Origin of the sequence: Microcoleus sp. AT9b-C3 (assembly GCF_036705485.1) — a bacterium.
Lineage (GTDB): Bacteria > Cyanobacteriota > Cyanobacteriia > Cyanobacteriales > Microcoleaceae > Microcoleus.
The window spans coordinates 410,738-433,495 of the sequence record NZ_JAUBUR010000001.1 but is presented as its reverse complement, the minus strand read 5'-3'; the positions used below and the strand labels follow the sequence as shown (position 1 = coordinate 433,495).

21 protein-coding genes and 2 pseudogenes are annotated in these 22,758 nt (G+C 43.8%); 16 read left to right on the top strand and 7 right to left on the bottom strand.

Annotated features, from left to right (window positions below; genetic code table 11):
* The 3 genes and pseudogenes from QUB77_RS31640 to QUB77_RS01835 form a co-directional block, all read left to right on the top strand.
* Positions 1–1,365 (top strand): annotated as a pseudogene (locus QUB77_RS31640) (putative Ig domain-containing protein); the annotation flags it as partial.
* 303 nt (positions 1,366–1,668) lie between these two features.
* On the top strand, positions 1,669–2,304 hold the full coding sequence (locus QUB77_RS31635; RefSeq protein WP_445251708.1) for a calcium-binding protein: 636 nt from the start codon (positions 1,669–1,671) through the stop codon (positions 2,302–2,304).
* A gap of 2 nt (positions 2,305–2,306) precedes the next feature.
* Positions 2,307–2,792, top strand: a complete 486-nt coding sequence (locus tag QUB77_RS01835) for a hypothetical protein (protein WP_333169938.1) — start codon at positions 2,307–2,309, stop codon at positions 2,790–2,792.
* Positions 2,793–2,922: 130 nt separating this feature from the next.
* On the opposite strand, the gene QUB77_RS01830 is transcribed toward QUB77_RS01835, so the two are convergent.
* The gene (locus tag QUB77_RS01830; RefSeq protein ID WP_333169951.1) at positions 2,923–3,840 is read right to left on the bottom strand and encodes a glycosyltransferase family 2 protein; all 918 of its coding nucleotides are present in this window, start codon (positions 3,838–3,840) and stop codon (positions 2,923–2,925) included.
* Here QUB77_RS01830 and QUB77_RS01825 point away from each other — a divergent pair.
* Positions 3,767–3,979, top strand: a complete 213-nt coding sequence (locus QUB77_RS01825) for a hypothetical protein (protein WP_333169952.1) — start codon at positions 3,767–3,769, stop codon at positions 3,977–3,979. The two genes, QUB77_RS01830 and QUB77_RS01825, sit on opposite strands and share 74 nt — an antisense overlap.
* 1 nt (position 3,980) lies before the next feature.
* On the opposite strand, the gene QUB77_RS01820 is transcribed toward QUB77_RS01825, so the two are convergent.
* Complete coding sequence (locus QUB77_RS01820; RefSeq protein WP_333169936.1) at positions 3,981–4,952, bottom strand: glycosyltransferase; 972 nt, start codon at positions 4,950–4,952, stop codon at positions 3,981–3,983.
* Positions 4,953–5,261: 309 nt separating this feature from the next.
* On the opposite strand from QUB77_RS01820, the gene cobU reads away from it, so the two are divergent.
* The 3 genes from cobU to QUB77_RS01805 all read left to right on the top strand — a co-directional run bounded on the left by cobU (position 5,262) and on the right by QUB77_RS01805 (position 8,697).
* Positions 5,262–5,837 (top strand): bifunctional adenosylcobinamide kinase/adenosylcobinamide-phosphate guanylyltransferase, encoded by a 576-nt coding sequence (gene cobU / locus QUB77_RS01815; protein ID WP_333169934.1) that lies wholly within the window; start codon positions 5,262–5,264, stop codon positions 5,835–5,837.
* Between the two features lie 290 nt (positions 5,838–6,127).
* Positions 6,128–6,550, top strand: a complete 423-nt coding sequence (locus QUB77_RS01810; RefSeq protein WP_333169933.1) for a hypothetical protein — start codon at positions 6,128–6,130, stop codon at positions 6,548–6,550.
* A gap of 77 nt (positions 6,551–6,627) precedes the next feature.
* A complete protein-coding gene (locus tag QUB77_RS01805; protein ID WP_333169932.1) occupies positions 6,628–8,697 on the top strand; it encodes an AarF/ABC1/UbiB kinase family protein in 2,070 nt (689 codons plus the stop codon).
* Between the two features lie 204 nt (positions 8,698–8,901).
* Here the strand turns inward: QUB77_RS01805 and QUB77_RS01800 are convergent, their stop codons facing one another.
* On the bottom strand, positions 8,902–10,011 hold the full coding sequence (locus QUB77_RS01800) for a hypothetical protein (RefSeq protein WP_333169931.1): 1,110 nt from the start codon (positions 10,009–10,011) through the stop codon (positions 8,902–8,904).
* Between the two features lie 323 nt (positions 10,012–10,334).
* Here QUB77_RS01800 and QUB77_RS01795 point away from each other — a divergent pair, with 323 nt between their 5' ends.
* From QUB77_RS01795 to QUB77_RS01780, 4 genes are all read left to right on the top strand, one after another.
* The gene (locus QUB77_RS01795; protein WP_333169930.1) at positions 10,335–10,517 is read left to right on the top strand and encodes a hypothetical protein; all 183 of its coding nucleotides are present in this window, start codon (positions 10,335–10,337) and stop codon (positions 10,515–10,517) included.
* A gap of 88 nt (positions 10,518–10,605) precedes the next feature.
* Entirely contained in the window at positions 10,606–10,746 is a 141-nt protein-coding gene (locus QUB77_RS01790; protein ID WP_333169929.1) for a hypothetical protein, read from the top strand.
* 220 nt (positions 10,747–10,966) lie between these two features.
* On the top strand, positions 10,967–11,545 hold the full coding sequence (locus QUB77_RS01785; RefSeq protein WP_333169927.1) for a Uma2 family endonuclease: 579 nt from the start codon (positions 10,967–10,969) through the stop codon (positions 11,543–11,545).
* Positions 11,546–11,923: 378 nt separating this feature from the next.
* On the top strand, positions 11,924–12,841 hold the full coding sequence (locus QUB77_RS01780) for a macrolide 2'-phosphotransferase (RefSeq protein ID WP_333169925.1): 918 nt from the start codon (positions 11,924–11,926) through the stop codon (positions 12,839–12,841).
* A gap of 462 nt (positions 12,842–13,303) precedes the next feature.
* Here QUB77_RS01780 and QUB77_RS01775 read toward each other — a convergent pair.
* The 4 genes and pseudogenes from QUB77_RS01775 to QUB77_RS01760 form a co-directional block, all read right to left on the bottom strand.
* Positions 13,304–14,389 (bottom strand): annotated as a pseudogene (locus QUB77_RS01775) (hypothetical protein); the annotation flags it as partial.
* Positions 14,390–14,401: 12 nt separating this feature from the next.
* Positions 14,402–14,632: a hypothetical protein gene (locus QUB77_RS01770; RefSeq protein WP_333169924.1), complete on the bottom strand. Its 231-nt coding sequence runs from the start codon at positions 14,630–14,632 to the stop codon at positions 14,402–14,404.
* A 23-nt stretch (positions 14,633–14,655) separates the two neighbouring features.
* Complete coding sequence (locus QUB77_RS01765) at positions 14,656–14,982, bottom strand: hypothetical protein (RefSeq protein ID WP_333295803.1); 327 nt, start codon at positions 14,980–14,982, stop codon at positions 14,656–14,658.
* Between the two features lie 396 nt (positions 14,983–15,378).
* Positions 15,379–15,783, bottom strand: a complete 405-nt coding sequence (locus QUB77_RS01760) for a hypothetical protein (protein ID WP_333169922.1) — start codon at positions 15,781–15,783, stop codon at positions 15,379–15,381.
* Positions 15,784–16,518: 735 nt separating this feature from the next.
* Here QUB77_RS01760 and QUB77_RS01755 point away from each other — a divergent pair.
* The 5 genes from QUB77_RS01755 to QUB77_RS01735 all read left to right on the top strand — a co-directional run bounded on the left by QUB77_RS01755 (position 16,519) and on the right by QUB77_RS01735 (position 22,329).
* Positions 16,519–17,223 carry a hypothetical protein gene (locus QUB77_RS01755; protein WP_333169921.1) on the top strand — a complete coding sequence of 235 codons (705 nt, stop codon included), beginning with the start codon at positions 16,519–16,521 and terminating at the stop codon, positions 17,221–17,223.
* 25 nt (positions 17,224–17,248) lie between these two features.
* Positions 17,249–18,403, top strand: coding sequence for a DUF1822 family protein (locus QUB77_RS01750; protein ID WP_333169920.1), 1,155 nt, complete (start codon positions 17,249–17,251; stop codon positions 18,401–18,403).
* A 30-nt stretch (positions 18,404–18,433) separates the two neighbouring features.
* Positions 18,434–20,296 carry a CHAT domain-containing protein gene (locus QUB77_RS01745; RefSeq protein WP_333169918.1) on the top strand — a complete coding sequence of 621 codons (1,863 nt, stop codon included), beginning with the start codon at positions 18,434–18,436 and terminating at the stop codon, positions 20,294–20,296.
* Positions 20,293–21,399, top strand: a complete 1,107-nt coding sequence (locus tag QUB77_RS01740) for a hypothetical protein (RefSeq protein WP_333169917.1) — start codon at positions 20,293–20,295, stop codon at positions 21,397–21,399. Before QUB77_RS01745 ends, QUB77_RS01740 begins: the two co-directional genes overlap by 4 nt.
* A gap of 366 nt (positions 21,400–21,765) precedes the next feature.
* Positions 21,766–22,329: a transposase gene (locus tag QUB77_RS01735; protein ID WP_333169915.1), complete on the top strand. Its 564-nt coding sequence runs from the start codon at positions 21,766–21,768 to the stop codon at positions 22,327–22,329.
* The last annotated feature ends 429 nt before the right edge of the window (positions 22,330–22,758 follow it).

Sequence of the window (22,758 nt, the reverse complement as noted above, 5' to 3'; positions counted from 1 at the left end):
ACTTACACAGCAACCAAGGAAGACGGAACCGCTTTACCGACTTGGTTAACATTTAATGCCGCAACAGGCATCTTTGGCGGCACACCTGCAGCGGGAGATATCGGTAACTTACAAGTCAAAGTCAGTGCTTCTGATGGCAAAGCTGCTACTAGCAATACCTTCCTCTTAACTATTACCGATAAACCGAATACTGTTCCTGTCGTAGCTACTGCAATTACCGATAAATCAGTCACGGTGAACACAGCATTTAGTTATACAGTACCAGCGGGTACATTTACCGATGCTGAAAACGATCCTTTAACTTACACAGCAACCAAGGAAGACGGAACCGCTTTACCGACTTGGTTAACATTTAATGCCGCAACAGGCATCTTTGGCGGCACACCTGCAGCGGGAGATATCGGTAACTTACAAGTCAAAGTCAGTGCTTCTGATGGCAAAGCTGCTACTAGCAATACCTTCCTCTTAACTATTACCGATAAACCGAATACTGTTCCTGTCGTAGCTACTGCAATTACCGATAAATCCGTTACGGTGAACACAGCATTTAGTTATACAGTACCAGCGGGTACATTTACCGATGCTGAAAACGATCCTTTAACTTACACAGCAACCAAGGAAGACGGAACCGCTTTACCGACTTGGTTAACATTTGACCCCGCAACAGGCATCTTTGGCGGCACACCTGCAACGGCGGATCTGGGGAATTTGAAGGTAAAAGTCAGTGCTTCTGATGGGAAAGCTGCTATCAGCAATACTTTCATCTTGACGATTACCGATAACGCAAATACTGCTCCGGTTGTAGCTAGTGCGATTAACGATATATCAGCCACGCTCAACACAGCATTTAGTTATACAGTACCAGCGGGTACATTTACCGATGCTGAAAATGACCCTTTAACTTACACAGCAACAAAGGAAGACGGAACCGCTTTACCGACTTGGTTAACTTTTGACCCCGCAACAGGCATCTTTGGTGGCACACCTGGAACGGCGGATCTGGGGAATTTGAAGGTAAAAGTCAGTGCTTCTGATGGGAAAGCTGCTACTAGCAATACTTTCCTCTTAACGATTACCGATAAACCGAATACTGTTCCTGTCGTAGCTACTGCAATTACCGATAAATCAGTTACGGTGAACACAGCATTTAGTTATACAGTACCAGCGGGTACATTTACCGATGCTGAAAATGATCCTTTAACTTACACCGCAACCAAGGAAGACGGAACTGCTTTACCGACTTGGTTAACATTTGACTCTGCAACTCAGACTTTAAGTGGAACACCTGCAACGGCAGATGTGGGGAATTTGAAGGTAAAAGTCAGTGCTTCTGATGGGAAAGCTGCTATCAGTGATGTCTTCCAAGTTAATGTCAATACACCCGCACCAACGGTAACACCGACACCAACGGTAACACTGACACCAACGGTAACACCAGCACCAACGGTAACACCAGCACCAACGGTAACACCAGCACCAACGGTAACACCAGCACCAACGGTAATATCAGCACCAACGGTAACACCGACACCGACACCCACACCATCAGTAACACCAACACCAACACCATCAGTAACACCAACACCGACACCCACGGCGATCGTAATTAACACGCCATCAGTCAATAATATCAATCGCGGCGAACCAACTAATTTCCCACAAAATCAAGTGGTAGATAACCAATATCTACTGACTGATAATGATGACACCAGTATCCCACAATCAGCTTTTGGTCAACCTATATTCGGGTTATCAGGTAATGATAACTTGACGGGAAGTGCCGATAATGACACTATCTATGGTAACCAAGGCGCTGATACCATTGATGGCGGTGATGGGAACGATAACTTGTTTGGGGGGAAAAAATCGGATCAATTGTCTGGTGGTAATGGGAATGACTTCTTGAGTGGAAATAATGGCAATGATACTCTCACTGGTGGCGAGGGTAACGATCTCTTACGCAGCGGTAAGGAAAATGATGTCTTGATTGGTGGAAATGGGGATGATGAATTGTGGGGTGATCGAGGTTTCGATGTACTCACAGGTGGTGCAGGAAAGGATAGCTTTGTCTTACAATATACGGCTACTAACCCTTCTCAAGCTGATGTGATTACTGACTTCACTGCGGATGATAAAATCAAGTTGATTGGTGCCACTTTCAGTCAACTAACTTTTGAGTCAGTTAATGTCATCTTAGATGGTGCAAATGCTGTAGCATCAACGGTGATTAAATCGGGTAATGACTACTTGGGAGTGCTTTATAATCTGAATCCAACGGCTCTTAATAGTAGCTCTTTCTTGTAAGATTGCTGGCGAATACACTATACGCTAAGTCATCACAGGGAGGCTTTCGCCTCCCTGTTTTGCTGTTAGTTTCTGCTGCGATATGCGGCGGTGAAGGTAATGACTTAATCAACGGTGATGAAGGAGCAGATATCCTGGGAGGGTGTGCCGGAAATGATACTCTGTTCGGAGGCGCAGATAACGATACTCTCACGGGTGGCAAAGGAGCCGATCTCCTGGACAGAGGCATGGGCAATGATAGTTTGATTGGCGGTAGCGGCAACGATATCTTTGCCTTAAAAGCTGGTGAAGGATTTGATATAATCGCTGATTTTACTCTGGGTCAAGATTTGATTGGATTAAGCGGTGGCTTGAGTTTTGGTCAGTTAGAAATAACTCAAAATACTCAGGGAACTATCATCAAAAACCTCTTGACAGGGGAGCAGTTAGGTGTGATGATTGGAGTGAGTGCCAATGCGATAACATCGGCTAATTTTATGCTGGTTTAAGGAAAGGAAGGAAAAGCGCGATCGCCCATTCGATAAAATAAGGGCGATCGCACTTAACCCAAATCAACATTTATCGGCGTTCATCTGCGTCAATCCGCCGCCATCTGCGGTTAAAATTTCATACCTACTATTACGGCAATTTCACTTCTGTCTCCTGAGTGATAACTACTGGTGGCGACAGAGGCGGTTGAGATTCGGCCACATTCAACTGACCGCCACAACAACGCAATTCATAAAGTTTTGCATTAATTTGATACTCATATTGACTCAATAACCTTGCATAAATATAGCCAGCTTTTCCATCCAAAAAGCCGAGCTGAATGAAGTAAAATAACATAAATCTGAGCATTGGTTTAAAAGGCAGCCACACCCAAACTTTTTTGAGAAAGCGTTTCCGCTGCACTGCATCTCCAAATAAGTGAGCGCCAATAGTACCGCTGTCGTCGCGCCCTTCAATAATATTGTAATAAACGCGAGCTTCCCAATTAGAATAGCGGTTGTGCCGTTCTATCCAGTGAAATAAATCGCGGTAATCCTCGTGGATCATGTCATTTTTTAAGTAGCCGACTTGACCAGCTAAAATGACGTGTTCGTGAACTTCGTTGTCGCCAGTATTGGGGACGGATTCAGTGCCGAGATTTTCGTAACGGCCTTTTTGATGCTTGAACAAACGCAAATTCCAGTCGGGATATCGGCCGCCGTAACGCAGCCACTGACCTAAAAAGAAGACTTTGCGGTTTAGGTAGTAGCCGTCAAAATTGGGGTCTTCGATCGCCTGCGCGATTTCGTCCCAAAGTTCTGGGGGAATGCGCTCGTCGCAATCGACAATTAATACCCATTCGTTGCGAAAGGGCAGATTGTCCAAAGACCAATTTTTCTTTTTCGGCCAGCGGTTGTCAAAGTAAAACTGCACTACTTTTGCGCCGGTGCTGATGGCAATTTCCACCGTGCGATCGCTGCTTTGGGAATCAACCATGAAAACCTCATCCGCCCTGGCAATGCTGGCCAGACACGCAGGTAGATTAAGTTCTTCGTCTTTTGCCGGAATGAGAACTGAAACCGGAATCTTGGATGAACTAGATGTCATAATCGAGTGCTTGAACCTAAATGCGGTCGAGTTTTGGTGGATGAAGTGCGATCGGCACAGCAGGGCCGACGACTTGAACAGCGAGGGATATTGCCTATAGCCTAATGCCTGCTGGTCGATTTGGGTGCAAAAATTAGGCCGCGGATGGCTGCGCTCAAATAACCGATTTGACCCCAGGCAAAAACGAAATTTTCAAAGCGCAGCCCTGGATCTCTAATATATTTAAAAGACTTCCAGACACCCCTCAATATTCTTTCACCCCCCCGCCCAAGCTGAGCAATACCGGCTCGATCGGACAATTGTTCGCGATAACACTCGCTGATGCCTTGCCACCACCCGCGCTCTAGAAACCAAGCTTTGTTGAGCCTTTCTGCTGCGACATGGTGAAGCACCAGGGCCTCCGGTAGATAAACTACTTGCCAACCTAACTCTAAAGCTAATTCTGTGGTTCGCAACTCTTCATTTGACAGCAACTTTTTGCCGACTCTACCGAGTTTGACATCGAAGCCGCCAATTTGTTCGAGAAAAGCGCGCCGGATTGAGTAGTTTACTCCCCTGGGAGTCAAACCTGCAGCAGTCACGTACAGGCAATTATCGCCTAAATCGTATGATCCCAAGTTCTGGGCTAATCCCGGTGACAGCCATTCGGGCGGGCTGACTCCACAAGGCCAGAGCAAATTGACTTTGCCTCCAGCTACGGCGAGTTTTTGATTGCTTTGATAAGCGCTGTGCAGCACCCTGAGCCAATTCGGCTCAGCAATAGCGTCGTCGTCGAGATAAGCTAATATTTCACTGCGAGCTTGCTTAGCGCCGGTGTTCCGGGCTAGTGACAAACCGATTTCGGGTTCCCAGACGTACTTGAGGCGGCCATCCCCCTGTCTTGCTTCTACCACCTCGCGGGTGCGCGAAATCGAACTTTCGGGGCTTGCATAATCGCTAGAAGCGTTATCCACTACTACTACTTCAAAGTTGTCGGGAAAATCCTGTACCAGCAAGCTGTCGATCGCCCCACCTAAATAGGCGGCGCGATTGTGGGTGCAAATAATTGCTGATATCTGAGGATGATCTGGCATAAATAACAGCTTGGGAAATACGGGGGTTCTCGATCGACTTACTCTGATATTGTCTCATCAATGCTATTATCGCTTAAAAAGCATTTGGTAGTTGGGCGTTTAAATCATAATTGGTAATTGGTAATTGGGAATTGGCAATTGGGAATTATGTTTAATCCTTTGTATGTGACCCCGCCCAAAGAAGGCAGACAAGCCCGCGACATTAGTCGCCAGCAGCCCAAAAATTTTAACCAAACTTCAATCTCCCAAAATCATTTGTTGTGGAGTAAATCTAAAATCTAAAATCTAAAATCTAAAATCTACTGACTAATGACTAACTCAGAACGCACCACATCTAGACAATTAATCTTAGTAACTGGGCCGGCCAGAAGCGGCAAAAGTGAATGGGCTGAAACTCTGGCGGCGAGTTCTGGAAAACAAGTAATCTATGTGGCTACCGGTCGGGTTGATGAAACGGATTTGGAGTGGATTCGTCGCCTCGATCGGCACCGAAATCGCCGTCCAGTTGATTGGACAACTCTAGAAGTGCCGATCGAATTATCGGCAGTTGTGCAAGCCAGCAATCCCTCAGATTGCTTGTTGATTGATTCCCTGGGAACTTGGACGGCAAATCTTTTGGAACAAGAAGCTGCTGTTTGGGCGACTACGCAGCAAGATTTGCTAGCCTGTTTGAAGTCGGCGGCGGCTGATGTAATTTTGGTAGGGGAAGAAACCGGATGGGGCGTTGTGCCTGCTTATCCGGCGGGGAGGCTGTTTCGCGATCGCCTCGGCACTCTCGTCCGCCACATCGGGGCGATCGCCGATAATGTTTATCTCGCCACCGGAGGTTACGCTTTGGATCTAAGGGCTCTGGGTACCCCGCTGCCGCCCGTAGCGAAAAATTAACAGCCGGAGTCGCGATCGACAAGAGAGAAAACATCTCGGTTTCCCGACAGACAATTTTAACTGAAAATCAGGTATAATTTTAACAAAGATTGAAAACTCAAGAGTCACATAAATTAGTCCAAAAACATACTCCCTAGGAGGAACAGCCCAACAATTTGACACAACAATTTGACAGGAGGAATAGCCAAATTTGAAAATAATGTAAAAGATAAAATGTCTCTTAAGAAAGAGTGCTAATTTTAAATTGAAAGTCTAAAATAATCAATTAGTTGAAGGGTAGACTAAAAGTTATGGCATCAGAGCGTGAAGTAAGAAAATATATTGCTTACTGGTTTCAGTTAGGCAAAAAAGTATTAATTCGCAACGGTTCCAAAGCGCTGCTGCCCCAATCGGTAAATGCGGGCGATCGCTACAGCCAGGAATTTGAAGAGTGCTGGCAAAAAATCATCTCCCCCGACAGCGGAGACTGCTACCTGCAAGGCACAAACGAAACAATTGCCCAACTGCTGACACCGGAATGGGAAATCAGTGGCTGTGCGCGCTGTGCTATGCCCGTAGTGTTCAAACAAACCGGAATGCCACCGGAGTCCTGTCCCTGTTACGACTTACCGAACTGGCCCGATACCGAAATGCCCCAACCTCGATCGCCCGTCAGCAGCCAATCGCAATTGTCAGGCATTCGCGATCGACTCAAAAGATCCAGCGGCGAGTAAGTATATAAGAAGGAAGAAGGGTCTTCTTCCTTAAATTGTTACAATATATTTACAATGCTTCACACTAGGTCTGATTTATGAATGTCAAGACAGTATCGCCAGCCTCCCCGCAAACTTATGTAAATTCAGGGACTCAGGCTGTACTCGGCAATTTCCAAGATGTAAATACAATTCCCCTGCAAGCAGTACCAGTATCACTAGAGACCGAGGTCGTAACGGGCGATCGGCTCAAATCAGCCAGAGACATAGCTTTCGAGTTGGCCGGAGATGCTGTTCGGTACGATCCAGTGGCGATCGCAGCCGAGTACCGAAATCGACCTCTACAAGTCTGGGGAAGGCTGTCGAGCGTTGTTTGGACATTTTTTAGCTTTGCCTTCAGTGTGTGGTTCGACGGCAAAACAGGTCGTACCGCCACCAACCAAAAGCGTCGCGCCGTCCGACTGCGAGAAATTCTGGCCCAACTCGGCCCAGCTTTCATCAAAATCGGACAAGCACTCTCAACACGGCCCGACTTAGTACCGCCAGTATATTTAGAAGAACTAACAACGCTGCAAGACCAATTGCCAGCATTTCCCAACGAAGTAGCATATCAATTCATCCAAGAAGAATTGGGCGCCCACCCCAAAGACATCTACGCAGAAATCAGCCCCGATCCGATCGCCGCAGCATCTCTCGGACAAGTCTACAAAGGCAAACTCAAAACCGGAGAAACAGTCGCAATCAAAGTCCAGCGACCCGGTTTAGCCGAAAACATCGGCTTAGATATCTACATCCTGCGGCGCGTTGCAGTTTGGGCACAAAACAACTTCAAAATAATTCGCAGTGACCTCGCAAGCATTATGGACGAGTTGGGCGAGCGCATTTACGAAGAAATGGACTACACCCACGAAGGACAAAATGCCGAACGGTTTGCCCAACTCTACGGCCACATCAAAGACATTTATGTTCCCAGCATCTACTGGGAATATACCCGCCGCCGCGTCTTAACAATGGAGTGGATCACCGGCATCAAACTTACGAATTTAGAAGCCGTTAAAGCTCAAGGAATCGATGCTCCTTACTTAATTGAAGTGGGGGTGCAGTGCTCTCTCAGACAACTCCTAGAACACGGTTTCTTTCACGCTGACCCGCATCCCGGCAATCTTTTGGCAACTCCTGACGGTCAGTTGGCTTATCTCGATTTCGGGATGATGAGCGAAGTGAAACCTTATCAGCGATACGGCTTGTTAGAAGCTGTGGTGCATTTGGTGAACCGCGACTTTGAAGGTTTGGCAAAAGATTATGTCAAGTTGGAATTTTTAACTCCCGACACCGATTTAACCCCCATTATTCCAGCTTTGGCGGGCGTATTTAACAATGCTTTGGGTGCTAGCGTTGCCGAACTCAATTTCAAAAGCATTACTGACGAACTTTCGGCGGTGATGTACGAATATCCTTTCCGAGTTCCAGCTTACTATGCTTTGATTATTCGATCGCTCGTCACATTAGAAGGGATTGCCATCAACGTTGACCCCGAATTCAAAGTGTTGAGCAAAGCTTATCCTTACGTTGCAAAACGGCTATTGAGCGACCCCGCACCGGAACTGAGAGCATCCCTGCAAGATTTGCTGTTCAAACAAGGCGAATTCCGCTGGAACCGCTTAGAAAACTTGCTCAACAATGCCCGCGAGAGCGATGATTACGATGTCAGCAAAATCTTGAACCAAGCTTTAGAATATTTATTTTCCGAAAGAGGAGATTTCATTCGCGATCGTATTGTCCTGGAATTAGTCAAGAGTCTCGACACACTTTCCAGCAACGCCTTTGCTAACGCTAAATCTGTAGTCGGCGAATGGTTTGGAGTCAAGGCAAATCAACCTGTGGTTTCACAAACTGAACAAAAAAACTTAGAACACATCAAGCGGATTTGGGATATTTTGCAATCAACTCCCGGTTTTGACACGATGAAAGTATTGCAGCTACTGCCGCAGTTGTTGGTGAAACCGGAAGTGCAGAACATGGGCCAGAAAGTAGTCGGCGGTTTAGCTCAAAGAGCAGTTGCTAGGGTAATTCGCGAATTTTTGCTTTCCTCCGAACCCGCTGCGATTCCTGAGAATGGAAGCTATCCTAAAACTTCTCCTCAGTTATCTTTACCTGCGGCAAAGTAGTTATATCAAGTCAGGTGAGTTGACCATAATTCCTGTAGGGGCGGGTTCACCAATATCTACAAGAGAAACGAGAGATTCTGTAAACCCGCCCCGGCTTTTGAGCGTGGTCGATCGACCCCACATGATATTATATTGGGATTTTTTGACCGCAGATATTAGCAGATAAACACAGATGAACGCAGATGAAATTTCGTCTGCGTTTTTTTAATTAAGCTTGAATCCTTTAGCGGCTAATTGCTGGCGGAGACTTTGAATTATTACGAGTTCGAGAGTATTCTCACCGCTATTGGTACTAGATTGGCGCTGTTGTTCAATATATGCTGTACGCTTTTGAGATAAGTCGCGGAGCGTCTTTTTTATTGCCTCTCTTTCGGTTTTCTTTCCAGCTACATATGCTCTTTTTTCTGTTAGTGTCATCCCTCGCATGATTTCTGGTAAATTATCATCTGATATTGCCTCTAGTTTAACTGTTCCGTTTTCTAGAGCATCCAGCAAGTCCCAAGAAGCATTATCATAGTATTCAGAAGCTTTGGACGCGCTACGCGAAGCAAAACTTGTGCCAGAATTACTATCTTCAACAGCCTGACGTTGTTGTCCTACTCTTCCTTCTCTACCGTAGGGAATGTAGGTTTCATTTAGTTTAGTATTCCAAGTATAAATTTCGTCGTCGTAAGGAGACTTAATTACCACAATTTGTTGGTTTTGATTAATGTTGAAGCTACTGCCTTTTGCTAACTCTGCTCCTGATGCCCAAAGTCTTCGCTCCTGACTTTCGGCTAAACCACAGTAGATTGTATTAACGAGGGTATCTCCTTTGACAGCGAGATTCACCGATTGATTCCAAACTATTGGGCCTTGATCGAATGGTTCATTACCCGCAATAAAAATCACGCGAAAATCTTCCTGATTTTTACTCCAGTTTAATTCTTGCATTGCCGAACGAATTACCCAGCCAGCATATTCTTGACCGCCGTTGGTTTTGATACTAAATAGCTTTTCGGAAACTAAATCTAATTCCGGCGTAAATCCAGTTAATAATCTGACAAAACCTTCTGAAGAAGGTAAAGTGTCATTACCATAATGGTAAAGGGCAACCTCTAACTCTGGCACTTCGCCATCTTTGGTTACTTTAGTTAAAAAATTCACAATTTGCCAAAGTTGAGTACGAGTCTGGTCAATCAATCCATCCATGCTATTACTAGAATCTAAAAGGATTGCTATCTGAATTTTGGCTTTAGCAAAAGCTGCTGTGGGGGAACACAAGATACTTAGGGTTAAAGCTGTAGTGAATAAAATTCGAGTTAGTTTCTGCATGGAATTTCCCCTAACAAATGATTTTTTTCCAATTATAGTCAGTGGGAAATGGATCTAGTCACTGGTGTCAAGTTACTTGTAACAACATTTTACATTTTTCAGAAACGGGCAAGATGCCTGTTCCACAAAAGTTATTAGTAGGGTGTGTCAGCTATGATTATTTTCGGTTTAAACTAAAAATCTAATAGCTAACGCACCACACAAAACTCAAGGTGCGTCAGAATTATATTTTTGGTGATGATTCATAATTTCGCAACTGACGCACCCTACCACTATTCGCAAAAAACTCGGTTTCTGGGCACTCATGAGAAAATATTGGTAAGATGGTAATCATCGATATTGAGACTGGTGATTACGAAATTGACAAAAATGGCTTGCACGCATCAAATAGTGTCAATGAAAGACATCCAAATGCTCGGTTATTTGGAATTCGCATTGGTTACAACGTAGCAGCTTCTCTTGGTGGCGTGATGGATGGGTGTAAAATAAAAGTCCGTTTGTTCTAAAACACGTCGGTGATGGATGGTGCTTTATGTCTCACGCTAATCTAGACTATTTAGAATTCAGATCGTTTCCTCGGAGCAAAATCATCCAATGCTAACCCTAGACCAGCTTATTTCCGAAGCAACTGCCCTACCCGATACCGCCAAGGCTATCCTCCTCGACAATATCCTAGAAAGCATGACAGAACATATCGACCGAGAGGTTTTGAACGAGGGCGTACAGAAAGCTTAAGACCGCATTGCCGAGATTGATAGTGGCACAGTCCAATCCATTCCAGGCGATTTTGGCTTGGCACAAGTTCGACAATTGCTAGGAAAATAAAAGAGGATCGTAAATATCACATCTCCAAGCTCAAATTGATCGAGGTAACTTACTTAAGTTTACCAGATAGTGTCACTTTTTATCGAGTTGTGAGTTGGTATTATTAACTTTTGATTAATGGAGTATTGTGATGATACCAGCACGAGAGAACGATCTGCACTTTACACCAGAAGAGTATTTTATTTGGGAAGAAAAGCAGCTAGAAAAACACGAACTGATCGATGGTCGGGTTTATGCAATGAGTGGTGGCACTCAAAATCATAGTGCGATCGCTATAAATTTATTGTTGTCGATTAGATCTCATCTGCGGGGAAGTAATTGTAATGTTTTTAACTCAGACTTAAAGGTTAACATTCTTAATACTCCTAACTATACGTATCCCGATGTGAGTGTTACTTGCGATAATCGAGATCGAGAAAATGCTATCTATATTACTTATCCCTGCTTAATTGTGGAGGTTTTATGGGATAGCACCGAAGCTTACGATCGAGGGAAGAAGTTTGAAAAGTATCGGCGCAACCCCAATCTTATCGATTATGTATTAGCAAGTTCTGATGAGGTGGCAATCGATATTTATCATAAAAATGATGCTGGTGAATGGGTGATTTTGAGCTATCGGGAGGGCGAACTGGTTGAGTTTCAAAGCATCAATCTAAGTTTGCCGATCGAGCAATTATATGAGGAAATTGTTTTCGCTCGACAGCCCTAGATATGCGCTCCTTACACGTTATATTTTAGAGGCTATTCTGGTAGAGCCATTCGAGCAATAAGATTTTTCAGAAAAGGTAATTTTTGATGAAATTATGTGAGGATTTGGCAATGGGTGAGGTTAATTCCAAAATCTCAAATCTTAAATCTATCGAGGTAATTTACGTAAGTTTACAAAATCATGCCACTTTTTCTCATCAGCAGGGCGATCGGGGTGGTTTATTTGTTGAGTTAAGGTAGACAATAAGCTGTTCAGAATGTTCGGAGTTAAAGCGCAGATGTGCGGGATAAGTCAACTAGGAATAGTATTGTACCGCATCTGCGACACAATTATAAGTTATACAGCTAAGATCGAGCATTATGGTATGTGGTAAGTGACATGATCGAAAATGTAAAATCACGGCAAGACGTGCTGGAGTTAGCTAATAAGAACGGTTTGGCGATTGAGGAAGCTTCCATTCAATTCAATGAATCGGGTCTTGATTTTCAAGTAGTGTTAGCAACGGATGCAGATGGAGTACGCTGGATTTTACGTCTTCCTCGGCGAGAGGATGTTCTGCCATCAGTAGATAAGGAAAAACAAACGCTGGAACTGATTGCTCCACTTCTCAGTGTGGATGTTCCACGTTGGACGATTTGCACCGACGAACTGATTGCTTATCGGGCATTAGACGGTGTACCAGCAGGCACGATCGATCCAGAGGCAAAAGCTTATGTGTGGGAGATTGACCTAGCGAACGTACCTAATCAATTTCATGAGTCGTTAGCGAAGGGAATCGTTTCCTTGCATCAAGTTAGCGTTGAGAAAGCACGAGCAGCGGGTATTCCTGTGAAAACTGCCCAGGAAGTACGTGTTGAGATGAAGCATAGAATGGATGCCGTCAAAAGGGAATTTGACGTAGGTCAGACGTTATGGAAACGCTGGCAGTCCTGGCTTCATGACGACGATATTTGGATGCAAGAAACGGTTTTAACTCATGGTGATTTACACGCTGGTCACATTCTGATTAATGCACAAGCGCAAGTGACCGGATTTATCGACTGGACTGAGGCATCTGTCGCTGACCCAGCGAGAGATTTTGTTGCCCATTACCGCACGTTTGGTCAAGACGCTCTCAATAAGTTAATCTCGGCATATGCAGAGGCAGGTGGACACACATGGTCGAAGATGGCAGACCATGTGATTGAACTCAACGCCACTTTTGCTATAGACGTTGCGGAATTTGCGCTCAAGTCGGGTTTGGATGAATACAGACAAATGGCCATGCAGTTGCTCTATACGGGCGAATCAGCATAATAGATGTCGGAATACAGGTGGAACACAATTTACTGGTAGATTCTGGGATCGACGCATCGCTGTATAACAATCCCGTTGCACACCGACCGTATACAACTGGTTGGCTGAGTCCGAGAGGTTGTTAGAGGCGGGTGAACGGGGTCGTTAGACCGCTAGGTTATCTATCAGGAGGGGACAATCGAAAATTGTCGTTGGGGTGCGATTTTCCGAGTGGGTTTGCATCACTGTTTAATGCGATCGCAAAGTTATTTGTGAAGATCCTGAGCCAATTTATCAGACTAATTGGTAAAATCAATAGACGCTAGCGATCGCCCCCCTGCGACAAGCTAACACCCCCAATACTTTCACCGATCCTCAGACAAAGAGATGCTCAAAATTACTGCAAAAAACCGGGTTTCTTGAAGAAACCGGGTTTTTAATATATTCGATCGCCCTCAACGAAACCTACAATTACTACAAGGTCTAAATGCCAGTCAAATCGCTATTTGCTAGTGGATTGCTGGGACTTGCAGCCGGAGTAACTAAGAGGGTGTTGTCATTGACAGAAGTATTAGCAATTGGGGAAATGGCACTATTAACAGTCGTGCCGTTCAAAGGAATAATTGGCTGAGTTTGAGCGCTGGTTAGAGAACCCAACAAGCTGTTAGTGTCGTAGATGAGGATGTCATCATCAGTTTCGCTAAAGGTCATCATGGTGGGAATTGCACCGCCATTCAACAAGATATCGTCGGGGATAGTATTGGCAGGAGTTACTGTCAAATTATCTGGATTAGTCGCTGTTGGTAATGGTTGCAAGGTGATATGTGCTGGTGCAGTAGTCGTGGTATTTTGCTGACTAATTGATGCAGTAGTCGTGCTGTTTGGCTGACTCATTACTGTTGCAGTTGTGTTTGATAAGCCAGCGGTAGAACTGTTATCAATCAACTCATCATCCTCACTATCAACAGGTTCGCCAGTTAAAGAATCGACAGGCGAAGGAGTAGAGAAAACTCCCGGCAGTGGGTCTCCGGGGGTGATGGAAATAAAGCGAGAACTGTCGATCGCACTAAATTGAGTATCTTTCACCCAAGCTAAATGTTCGCCGGTACCTGCGATGCTAATCAAAGCATCGTTAGTATAATTTTCGCCGCCTTGAACGATTTGCAATTGGTCAAAAGTGAGGTTTTGTGAGAGTCCGAAGTAATCGCGATCGGCTTGGAAGTAGAAAATGTTATCAAGTCCCGAACTTGGTGATAGCACAAATATGTCGGAACTACTGCCTCCAATCAGCGAATCTTGGCCATTTCCACCCTTGAGCACGTTGTTACCTTCGCCACCGTAGAGACTGTGATCGCCATCGTTACCGTTCAGGCTGTCATTGCCACTGCCACCATTTAAGAAGTCGTTGCCATTACCGCCATCAAGGGTGTCATTGCCGTTTTCTCCTCTTAAATCGTCGCTGCCTTCATCACCTCGAAGGTCATCATTGTCATCGCGGCCGTAAGCTGTGTCATTACCAGTGCCACCGTAGAATGTATCGTCTCCTTTTTGTCCCCAAAAAAGGTCGTTTTCGCCTTGGCCCTAGAAGATATCGCTGTAGTCACCGCCGGTCATTTGAGCGGCAAAATTTGAGCCGCTGATGATTTCGATATTTCCAAGAGTGTCTACAGTTTTCTGGCCTTTTACAACAAAGCCATCTTCGACTTTGTAAACATCAAATTTGTCATCAACTTTATCGACCCAAACTTTAATTCCAATTGGGCTGCTGGAATAATTAGCAGTATCACTTCCTGTTCCTGTTCCGCCGTCCAAAAAGTCGAAGCCAGAATCACCTGTTAAATTGTCGCTACTGTCATCTCCACCTTGTAAAACATCGTTGCGTTCTCCTCAATCTCACCATTTCCTTTGATCCAGTCATCATAAATGGTTGGATCTGTAGTTATTGTCTCTTTCGGGAAATAAACTCCTTTGGGGTGCAGTTCGTAAACCAGTTCTTTAAATCCATTAACTAGATTGGGGTGACTGCTATAGTTTTCAACAAACGAGTGCTTGCCCATCCCCAATTGAATAAACTTTACTCCAAACTCTAACAAATTTACAATTTTAGAGTTGGCATCAAGGTTGGCTTGCATTACCACAAATGGCTCTCCATCAACGGCCACTTCTTTTGTAGGATATGGTTCACTAACAGCGGCCTATTTTGTTTCCGAAGCTGTGGCAATAACTTTGAGGCGAGAAAAGTCAACCGAATAACCTTTTGTGTCTAAATCTCGTAATCCATCTTCAGCGAAAAAATTTCCCTGAGAATTGGGAATGAGAATTATAGAGTTTTTATATTGTCCTGCTTGTGCAGGAACTTTGAGCCAATCAGTTGTAGGATAATTGCCTTCTATCCATTGACTATTAACTCCCCAGCTTGCAGAAGTATCTTCGGTTAAATATTATTGGGTGAGTAGTTCTTTTGCATCGCCACTAAAAGCAAAAAGAACATCGGGAATTGGTACATGAGAAGTTACATAATTCAAGAGCGTAGGATTTGAGCTTACAACCTGTGTGAATTATTGAGGACTATAAATATTGGTAAGTAACTGAAAAATGCTTGCTAGTGGCTCAATAGGGTCTTGCCCAAAACTTGTGATATAATCAGTTACTTCTTTTTTGACGGCTGATACAGCATTTGGAAAAATAACTTTACTAACTTCCCAATAAAAATCTATTCCAAAGTGTGTCAGATTAGGATTAGTGACTGGATCAAACCATACAGACCCTTGATTGCTCCGAGCATCAGGCTTCCAAGATGAATCATTTAATTTTAATGAATTCTCAAGAGCTGTCCATGCTTCTTGAATTCCAGAAAGCGCTCCTAGTGGTTCACCATTGATAAAAATCACACGGCTTTTACCACCTTCTTCAATGAGTTGATTATAAACTTGTGGGAATTTAAAATCCGGAGTAGTAGCCATGATAGTTGTCCTCGCGTGGTAGATACAATGTGTGCTGAAAATGGACAAAGCGACTCTATCGACAAGCGCGATCGCACTTCGGCACTTCTGGACTTTCGTACTCTCTAGCCGTCGTATATCCGTCATTTACCCAAACTGAAGCCTCGCGAAGTGCGATCGCACTTCAACTCTGTCGTCGCAATTACCGGTTCAAATCAACTCAATAAATGCAACCGTGGAAATAGATTAAACCAACATCGGAAGAAGCCCTTTCCAATATCCGTTGGGAATTTGGTTCGGATTGCGATCGGGAAGTTACGGGTGATGCGACTTTTGAATACATCTCAACAAGTGGGATGAACTTCGTAATTTCCCTTACGTTTATTTATCAGGGTGAGCTCAGTAGTTTTATGCAAAACTCTCAAGTTTTTCTTGTAAAGTTTTGCAAACAGTGGTGAAAGTACGGAACAACGGGTGTTTTTGGGATTTAAGGGCGATCGGTGTTACGCACGGGTGGTCAGAAACCGGGTTTTTCGCAGAATACTTCGTTACAAACGGCAAAAATCGCAAAAACCCGGTTTCTTTGGTTTTGATGCGTAAGTCCTAACAAAAATTTACATTTAATTTCACAGCCAAATCCAGCACACAGCAAGACTTTCAAGCATCCGCTGCAAAAAACTTTCAGAATTTCGCATAAAATTCCCCAACTCACCCTGATAAGTAAATGTAGGAACAAAGTTGCGGCCGCACTGAACTATGAATGATGAGTACAACCCCTCCGAGGGGGAAGACCACCCATCCGATCGACAACTGCTATATCAAGAGTTCGACAGCCTTGTCACCCAAATTTGTCAGGAAACCTCGAACCCTTGGAAGCGAAGACGTTTGGTGAATCAGCTTGTGATTAAAATGACAGACTCCGGTCTGATCTGGAAGAATAAGGATAACGTACCTTACTATGAAGACGCTTTGCAAGAACAGTGGGAGTTTTTCTCTAGCAATTTGTGGGAATCCCGCACTGGCACTCAGTACGATCGCGATCGAAGCAGCGTCATCACTTGGTTCAATTATTATTTCAAGCGACGGCTGCAAAATTGCGCTTTGAGAGTAGATAAAGAAAATAGCAGGATATCTAGAGGTTCCCAAAAATTCAAAGATGGAGAACAGATTGAAACAATTGAAGAGTTACCCGCTGAGAATGAAGCTCATATAATCGAATGTATTCAATATTTTGAAGAAGTTCAAAACTGGATCGAAACTAATCCTGACGGGGTGTTAAACGCACACATTCGAGGACGGAAGGATCTAACTTGTCAAGTTATCTTGAGAAGTTTGTTATCTGGTAAAACTTTTACACAAATGGCAGCAGAATATGGCTGTGCTTATCAGACAATCTACGGCTTTTGGAAAAACAAATGCCGTCCTCATGTGCAAGAATTTCGCGACAATCATGACTGTTAATCTTACAAGGAGTTAAAGTAGGAAAATGAACAATATTACTACCGAAATCCAATCATTGCCAATGCCAATTACCCAAAATGCAATTCGTCTAGCATGGCAATTTGCTTCCGAACACAACCATCCACCAAAAGTAGAACAACTTTATCTCAACACTTTGGCAGTGTTGGCAGTTTGCGATTATTTAAAACTTTTAGATATTGAAACTGACTTGACTAAAGGCGATAGCTGGAATCCAGTAATTCGCCTTTTTGAAAATGTGGCAGATTTGTATATTAAAGGGTTGGGCAAAATTGAGTGTCGCCCACTTAGAAGCGCGCACAAGCAAGGTGAAAAGGCCCAGAAAAATTCCGCGGCTAATTTACCTGAAATCTGCCCGGTTCCTATAGAAGCCAGGGATGAACGCATCGGTTATATTGTAGTAGAAATTGATGAGGATGAAAAGGAAGCAAGATTGCTGGGATTTTCCCCAAGTGCAGGTACGGGCGAATTAGTATTGAGTGAGTTGCATTCCCTCGATGACTTCTTGCTCCACCTGGAACATATATCTGAATCTCAAATCAATCTGCGTCTGTGGCTGGAGAATATATTTTCATCAGAGTGGGAGTCAGTTGAATCAATATTTAATCCGCAGCCGGAGGCTTCTCCTACGGAAATTGAAAACCCAGTGAAATCTAATTTAGGCAATTGGTTTAAGAATGCAGCAGAAACAGGTTGGCAGAAAATTGAGCAAGGTAAAGAAAGTTTAGAAAACCTAATTTTTCCTGAAGAAAACCCCCATTTGGCATTGCGAGGAGGTGGAAATTCGAGAGCCGAATCTGCCTTGCAAGGCCCTCTAAGCAGCATCAATAGGTTTCCCGAAGCTGATGTGACGCGGGCTAAATTGATTGACTTGGGAATGCGTTTGGGCACGACAACTGTTGCTTTGTTGGTGGCTATTGCCGAAGAGAGCGATCGCACTCTCAGAGTTCACGTCCAGTTGCATCCGGCGATCGGCGATCTTTATTTGCCTCGTCACCTTAAATTGTCGTTAATATCTCATGCTGGAGAAATTTTAGATGAGGTTGAATCGACAGTTCAAGATCAGTGTATTTCACTGGAATTTCACGTGGAACCCGAAGAAAGTTTTAGTATTCGACTTGCGCTGGATGATTTGAGCATAACAGAAAATTTTATGGTATGATTTTGCCATTACTGTTACCATAGCAAATTTATGACCTGGACTGTCATATTGGCTTTAGGGTCGGGAAATCTTCAAGAAGGATTTCCTCACATCACGGCGAAGTTGAAAAACCAAGCAAGACCTATCAGTATTCAATTCAAAGGAAGCTTGCCACCAGCACCAGACGTTGAGGTGCTGCACAGAAGATGGAAAGCTGTTTGTACGGGACTCCAATCTAGCAGAAGCGCTGCTCGAATTAAAGTCAATCATGCAAGCAAAACTCACATTTCTGAAAGCAATCCTGATGCTATATATCAAGGTTTAAAAAAAGATATACAAACATGGCTGAAGACTGACCATTTTTACAGCAACATTGAGGTAAATCTCAGGACACAAATCGGCAATCCATCGGAAGCTGTTGTTCAAATATTTCTAGAGTGCGATGATTCTCAGATTTCGGAGTTGCCTTGGGATGCGTGGATTTTTCGCGAAGAGTACCGCCACAGTGAAATCATCCGCAGTCCGTCAGAGTATACAATACCTCCTCAACAGGAAACTAAAGCAGGAACATATCTATCTTCGCGAGGTAGAATTCTATGTGTTTTAGGTAATAGTAAGGGAATAGATGTTAAAAAAGATAAAAGGATTATTGAAAAATGTTTGGGCGAACGCTGTCAATTAGAATTGCTGGATAACCCGACACAGGAAGAATTTAACGATCGCCTTTTTGATGAAAAAGGCTGGCAAATTTTATTTTTTGCCGGACACAGCGATAGCGATGATAATGCTACAAACGGACGGCTGCATATCAATCAAAATCCTGGCAACAATACTATCAAAGTAGAAGATTTTAAAATAGGTGTAAAGCAAGCGAGTTTCAAAGGTTTGCAGTTGCTAATCTTTAATTCCTGTTCGAGTTTGGGATTGGCGGCGGACTTGGTGGCCCAGAACTACCCTTTGCCGTCAATAATTGTGATGCGCGCACCAATTCCCGACCAAATTGCTCACGATTTTGTGAAGTCTTTGTTCAAATATTTAGCAGATGGAGATCCTTTGTTTTTGGCAATGCGAAAAGCTAAGGATTATTTGCTGCACTGGGAATCTCGATTTCCGGGCGCTAGCGGGATTCCGGTACTATGTCAGCATCCAAATTTTGAGGAACTAACGTTACCGGGAGGTGGCGCAACTAAATCTTTAATTTCTGCGGCACATGATGTGGCGGGCGATCGACCAAACAAGCAACCCTTAATTCTGCCAATTGATTGGATGCAGCGGGCGGCAAAAAGTTTAGGTATTACCGCTATCAGTTATATGTTAATGGGCCCGATACTTGGCCGGGTTGTCAATGAAATTGGAAATACGAGCTACCGTCAGAATCAACTATTGATCGCTGAAAGATGCTACCAATTAGCAACTTTACTAAATTTAAATTATGCCACACCTCATTATAACTTAGCTAGTTTGTATGAGGAGTTGAATGAAAAAGATCGCGCGCAAAGATTAATGAAGGATGCAGCGCGGCGGGGTTCTGCTGAGGCGAATTCTCAATTATCTCGATCGCTGATTCTCAACAATCAACCTCAAGAAGCTTTAAAATTTATTGCTCGCTGTTTAGAACACACTGAATATGACGGAGTAAAAGCCGCTTGTTTTAAAAATCGGGGCTGGGTGCGGTTTAAACAAAAGCAATATGACGCGGCTGAAGCAGATTTAAGAATAGCAATAGGATTCAGAGGCGATAGCCCGGAAGCTCAATGCCTTTTAGCACAGGTACTCGAAATCAAAGGTAAGCCGCAAGCAGCCTTAGAAGCCTGGAATCAGGCGCTTAAATATTCAGATTACCGCGTGCCGAAACAAGATGAATGTATCCAGATTGCCCAGCAACGTTTACAAGCAAAAGGAAATATCAAGTGAAAATCAGGATTGCAACTTTTATAGCTTTAAGCTCGATCGCGACTACCGCACTAGCAGCCAGTAACAGAATATCCAACGGACTGATTATCCATACTAGCGGAGAAGTTGCGATCGATCGCCAAAACGGCCGAATTGTTCGCCCTACCAGCGGTACGCTGATTTATCCGGGAGACAAATTGCGAACAGCACCAAACGCCCAACTGACGATCCAATGTGCCGATTTGGGAATTAAGTCGATCGCACCGGGTGAAAATCAATTGAATAGCTGTTTGTTAGCCAAAGAAGAGTCGAAATCTGATTGCAGCGCCGACTTGATTAAATGTCCCGATCGCGGCGACGGTAAAATTGCTTGGAATAGCGCGCCAATTCCTTATATTATCAGTCCGCGGCGCACGAAATTGCTCGACAGCAAGCCAATTTTGCGGTGGAATCCGGTTGCTGGTGCTACTAGCTATAAGTTGAGCCTCCGCGAAAATGGAGCGAAATTAAACTGGGAAATGACTGTTAGCGGTACTGAGGCTGTGTATCCGGGAGAACCAGCGCTGAAACCGGGTGTTAGGTACCGATTGATTGTCGAGGCGAATACGGGTGCTTCTTCAGAAAGTGCCGTGGGAGAAGGAGATACAGAGTTTGCGTTGCTGGATGAGAGTGAGGTGGAAAGGGTGAAAAGTGAGGTTGGGGCGATCGACAAACAAGTACCTAACGAAAACGCCAAAAAATTAGCAATTTCTAGCGTTTATCTTAACACAAACTTGATTGCCGAAGCAAGAGAAATTTTAGAAAATTTACAAGAAACAGGTGTGGAAACACCGCCCATTTATCGCACGTTGGGCGATTTGTATCTGGAAAAGTTACAACTGGTTCCCCAGGCTGAAGTTTACTATTCCAAGGTGATTAATACGGCGAAACCTGACGATATTGAGGAGTTGACAGCGGCTCGATACGGATTGGGGCAAGTTCATTCAGCGATGAGAAATAATCTGGAAGCTATGAAATATTTGCAAATGGCAAAAGATGGATATACAACTTTGGGAGATTTGCCAATGGCCCAAAAGGTAGAGAAGCAATTGCGAGATTTGCAAAGGAGGGAACAGAGGAAATAGTAAATTGTTGATTAATTTACCATCCTAAAAACAGGATTCGTAGGGGCGGGTTCACCAGGGATTGTGTCACCCACAAACAATCTGTAAAAACCCGCCCCACCCCACCAACAACCCCAAACAACATCAATTCGTAGGGGCGGGTTCACCAGAAATTGTGTCACCCACAAACAATCTGTAAAAACCTGCGCCACCCTACGAATAACCCCAAATAACATCAATTTATCTGGTCAAATTCAATGAATTATTAATATTTGGGTGGGGTGGGGGCGGGTTTTTACCCTCCGTCGTTGGGTGTCATATATTTCGGTGAACCCGCCCCTACAGGATTGTGATATAACATTCGATATTTTATTTACCATAAAAAATATGAAATACAATCCCGATATCCATCATCGCCGTTCTATTCGTCTACCAGGATATGATTATAGCCAACCAGGTGCATATTTTGTGACAATTTGTATCTGGCAACGTCAGTGTTTATTAGGTGACATAGAACAAGGGAATATGCTATTAAGCCGTTACGGTGAAGTTGTTGACTTTAATTGGTTTAATCTCATGACAGTATATCCTCATATTGAATTAGATTATTTTGTTATTATGCCGAATCATATTCATGGAATCATCATTATAAAAAATCAGGATAAACGTCACGGCTTATCGGAAATTGTGAGAGGCTTGAAAACATTTTCTTCCACTGGGATAAATCAACTGCGTCATGTTTCAGGAATCCATGTATGGCAAAGGGGTTATTATGAACATATTATTCGCGATGAGACAACGTTTGCAAAAATTCAGGAATATATTATCAACAATCCGTATAAGTGGGAAACCGATGAAATGCACCCATCTAAAAATTTTTACAATTCCAAAAAAATTAATATTAAATTAGATAACAAAAATGTATTGTTGATGAATCTACGCTCGCAATAACCCAAATTCGTAGGGGTGGGTTCACCAGGGATTTTGTCACTCACAAATCATCTTTATAAACCCGCCCCCCCAACAAATAACCCCAAATAACATCAATTTATCTGGTCAAATTCAATGAATTATGAATATTTGGGCGTGGTGGGGGCGGGTTGTTAATATCCGTCGTTGGGTGTCATATATTTCGGTGAACCCGCCCCTACAGGATTGTGATATTATGTATTTTTGGATGAATTGATTATTGCCATAACCCAAATTCGTAGGGGCGGGTTCACCAGGGATTTTGTCACCCACAAATCCTCTTTATAAACCCGCCCCCACCCCACAAACAACCCCAAATAACATCAATTTATCGGGTCAAATTCAATGAATTATGAATATTTGGGTGGGTGGGGGCGGGTTTTTAATATCTGTCGTTGGGTGTCATATTTT

Excerpts from the sequence above, each read along its gene's own strand:
- QUB77_RS01825 (WP_333169952.1), top strand. The coding sequence starts at position 3,767 with ATGAAAACCTCATCCGCCCTGGCAATGCTGGCCAGACACGCAGGTAGA.
- QUB77_RS01820 (WP_333169936.1), bottom strand. The coding sequence starts at position 4,952 with ATGCCAGATCATCCTCAGATATCAGCAATTATTTGCACCCACAATCGC.
- cobU (WP_333169934.1), top strand. The coding sequence starts at position 5,262 with ATGACTAACTCAGAACGCACCACATCTAGACAATTAATCTTAGTAACT.
- QUB77_RS01810 (WP_333169933.1), top strand. The coding sequence starts at position 6,128 with ATGGCATCAGAGCGTGAAGTAAGAAAATATATTGCTTACTGGTTTCAG.
- QUB77_RS01805 (WP_333169932.1), top strand. The coding sequence starts at position 6,628 with ATGAATGTCAAGACAGTATCGCCAGCCTCCCCGCAAACTTATGTAAAT.
- QUB77_RS01800 (WP_333169931.1), bottom strand. The coding sequence starts at position 10,011 with ATGCAGAAACTAACTCGAATTTTATTCACTACAGCTTTAACCCTAAGT.
- QUB77_RS01795 (WP_333169930.1), top strand. The coding sequence starts at position 10,335 with ATGGTAATCATCGATATTGAGACTGGTGATTACGAAATTGACAAAAAT.
- QUB77_RS01790 (WP_333169929.1), top strand. The coding sequence starts at position 10,606 with ATGCTAACCCTAGACCAGCTTATTTCCGAAGCAACTGCCCTACCCGAT.
- QUB77_RS01785 (WP_333169927.1), top strand. The coding sequence starts at position 10,967 with ATGATACCAGCACGAGAGAACGATCTGCACTTTACACCAGAAGAGTAT.
- QUB77_RS01780 (WP_333169925.1), top strand. The coding sequence starts at position 11,924 with ATGATCGAAAATGTAAAATCACGGCAAGACGTGCTGGAGTTAGCTAAT.
- QUB77_RS01760 (WP_333169922.1), bottom strand. The coding sequence starts at position 15,783 with ATGGCTACTACTCCGGATTTTAAATTCCCACAAGTTTATAATCAACTC.
- QUB77_RS01755 (WP_333169921.1), top strand. The coding sequence starts at position 16,519 with ATGAATGATGAGTACAACCCCTCCGAGGGGGAAGACCACCCATCCGAT.
- QUB77_RS01750 (WP_333169920.1), top strand. The coding sequence starts at position 17,249 with ATGAACAATATTACTACCGAAATCCAATCATTGCCAATGCCAATTACC.
- QUB77_RS01745 (WP_333169918.1), top strand. The coding sequence starts at position 18,434 with ATGACCTGGACTGTCATATTGGCTTTAGGGTCGGGAAATCTTCAAGAA.
- QUB77_RS01735 (WP_333169915.1), top strand. The coding sequence starts at position 21,766 with ATGAAATACAATCCCGATATCCATCATCGCCGTTCTATTCGTCTACCA.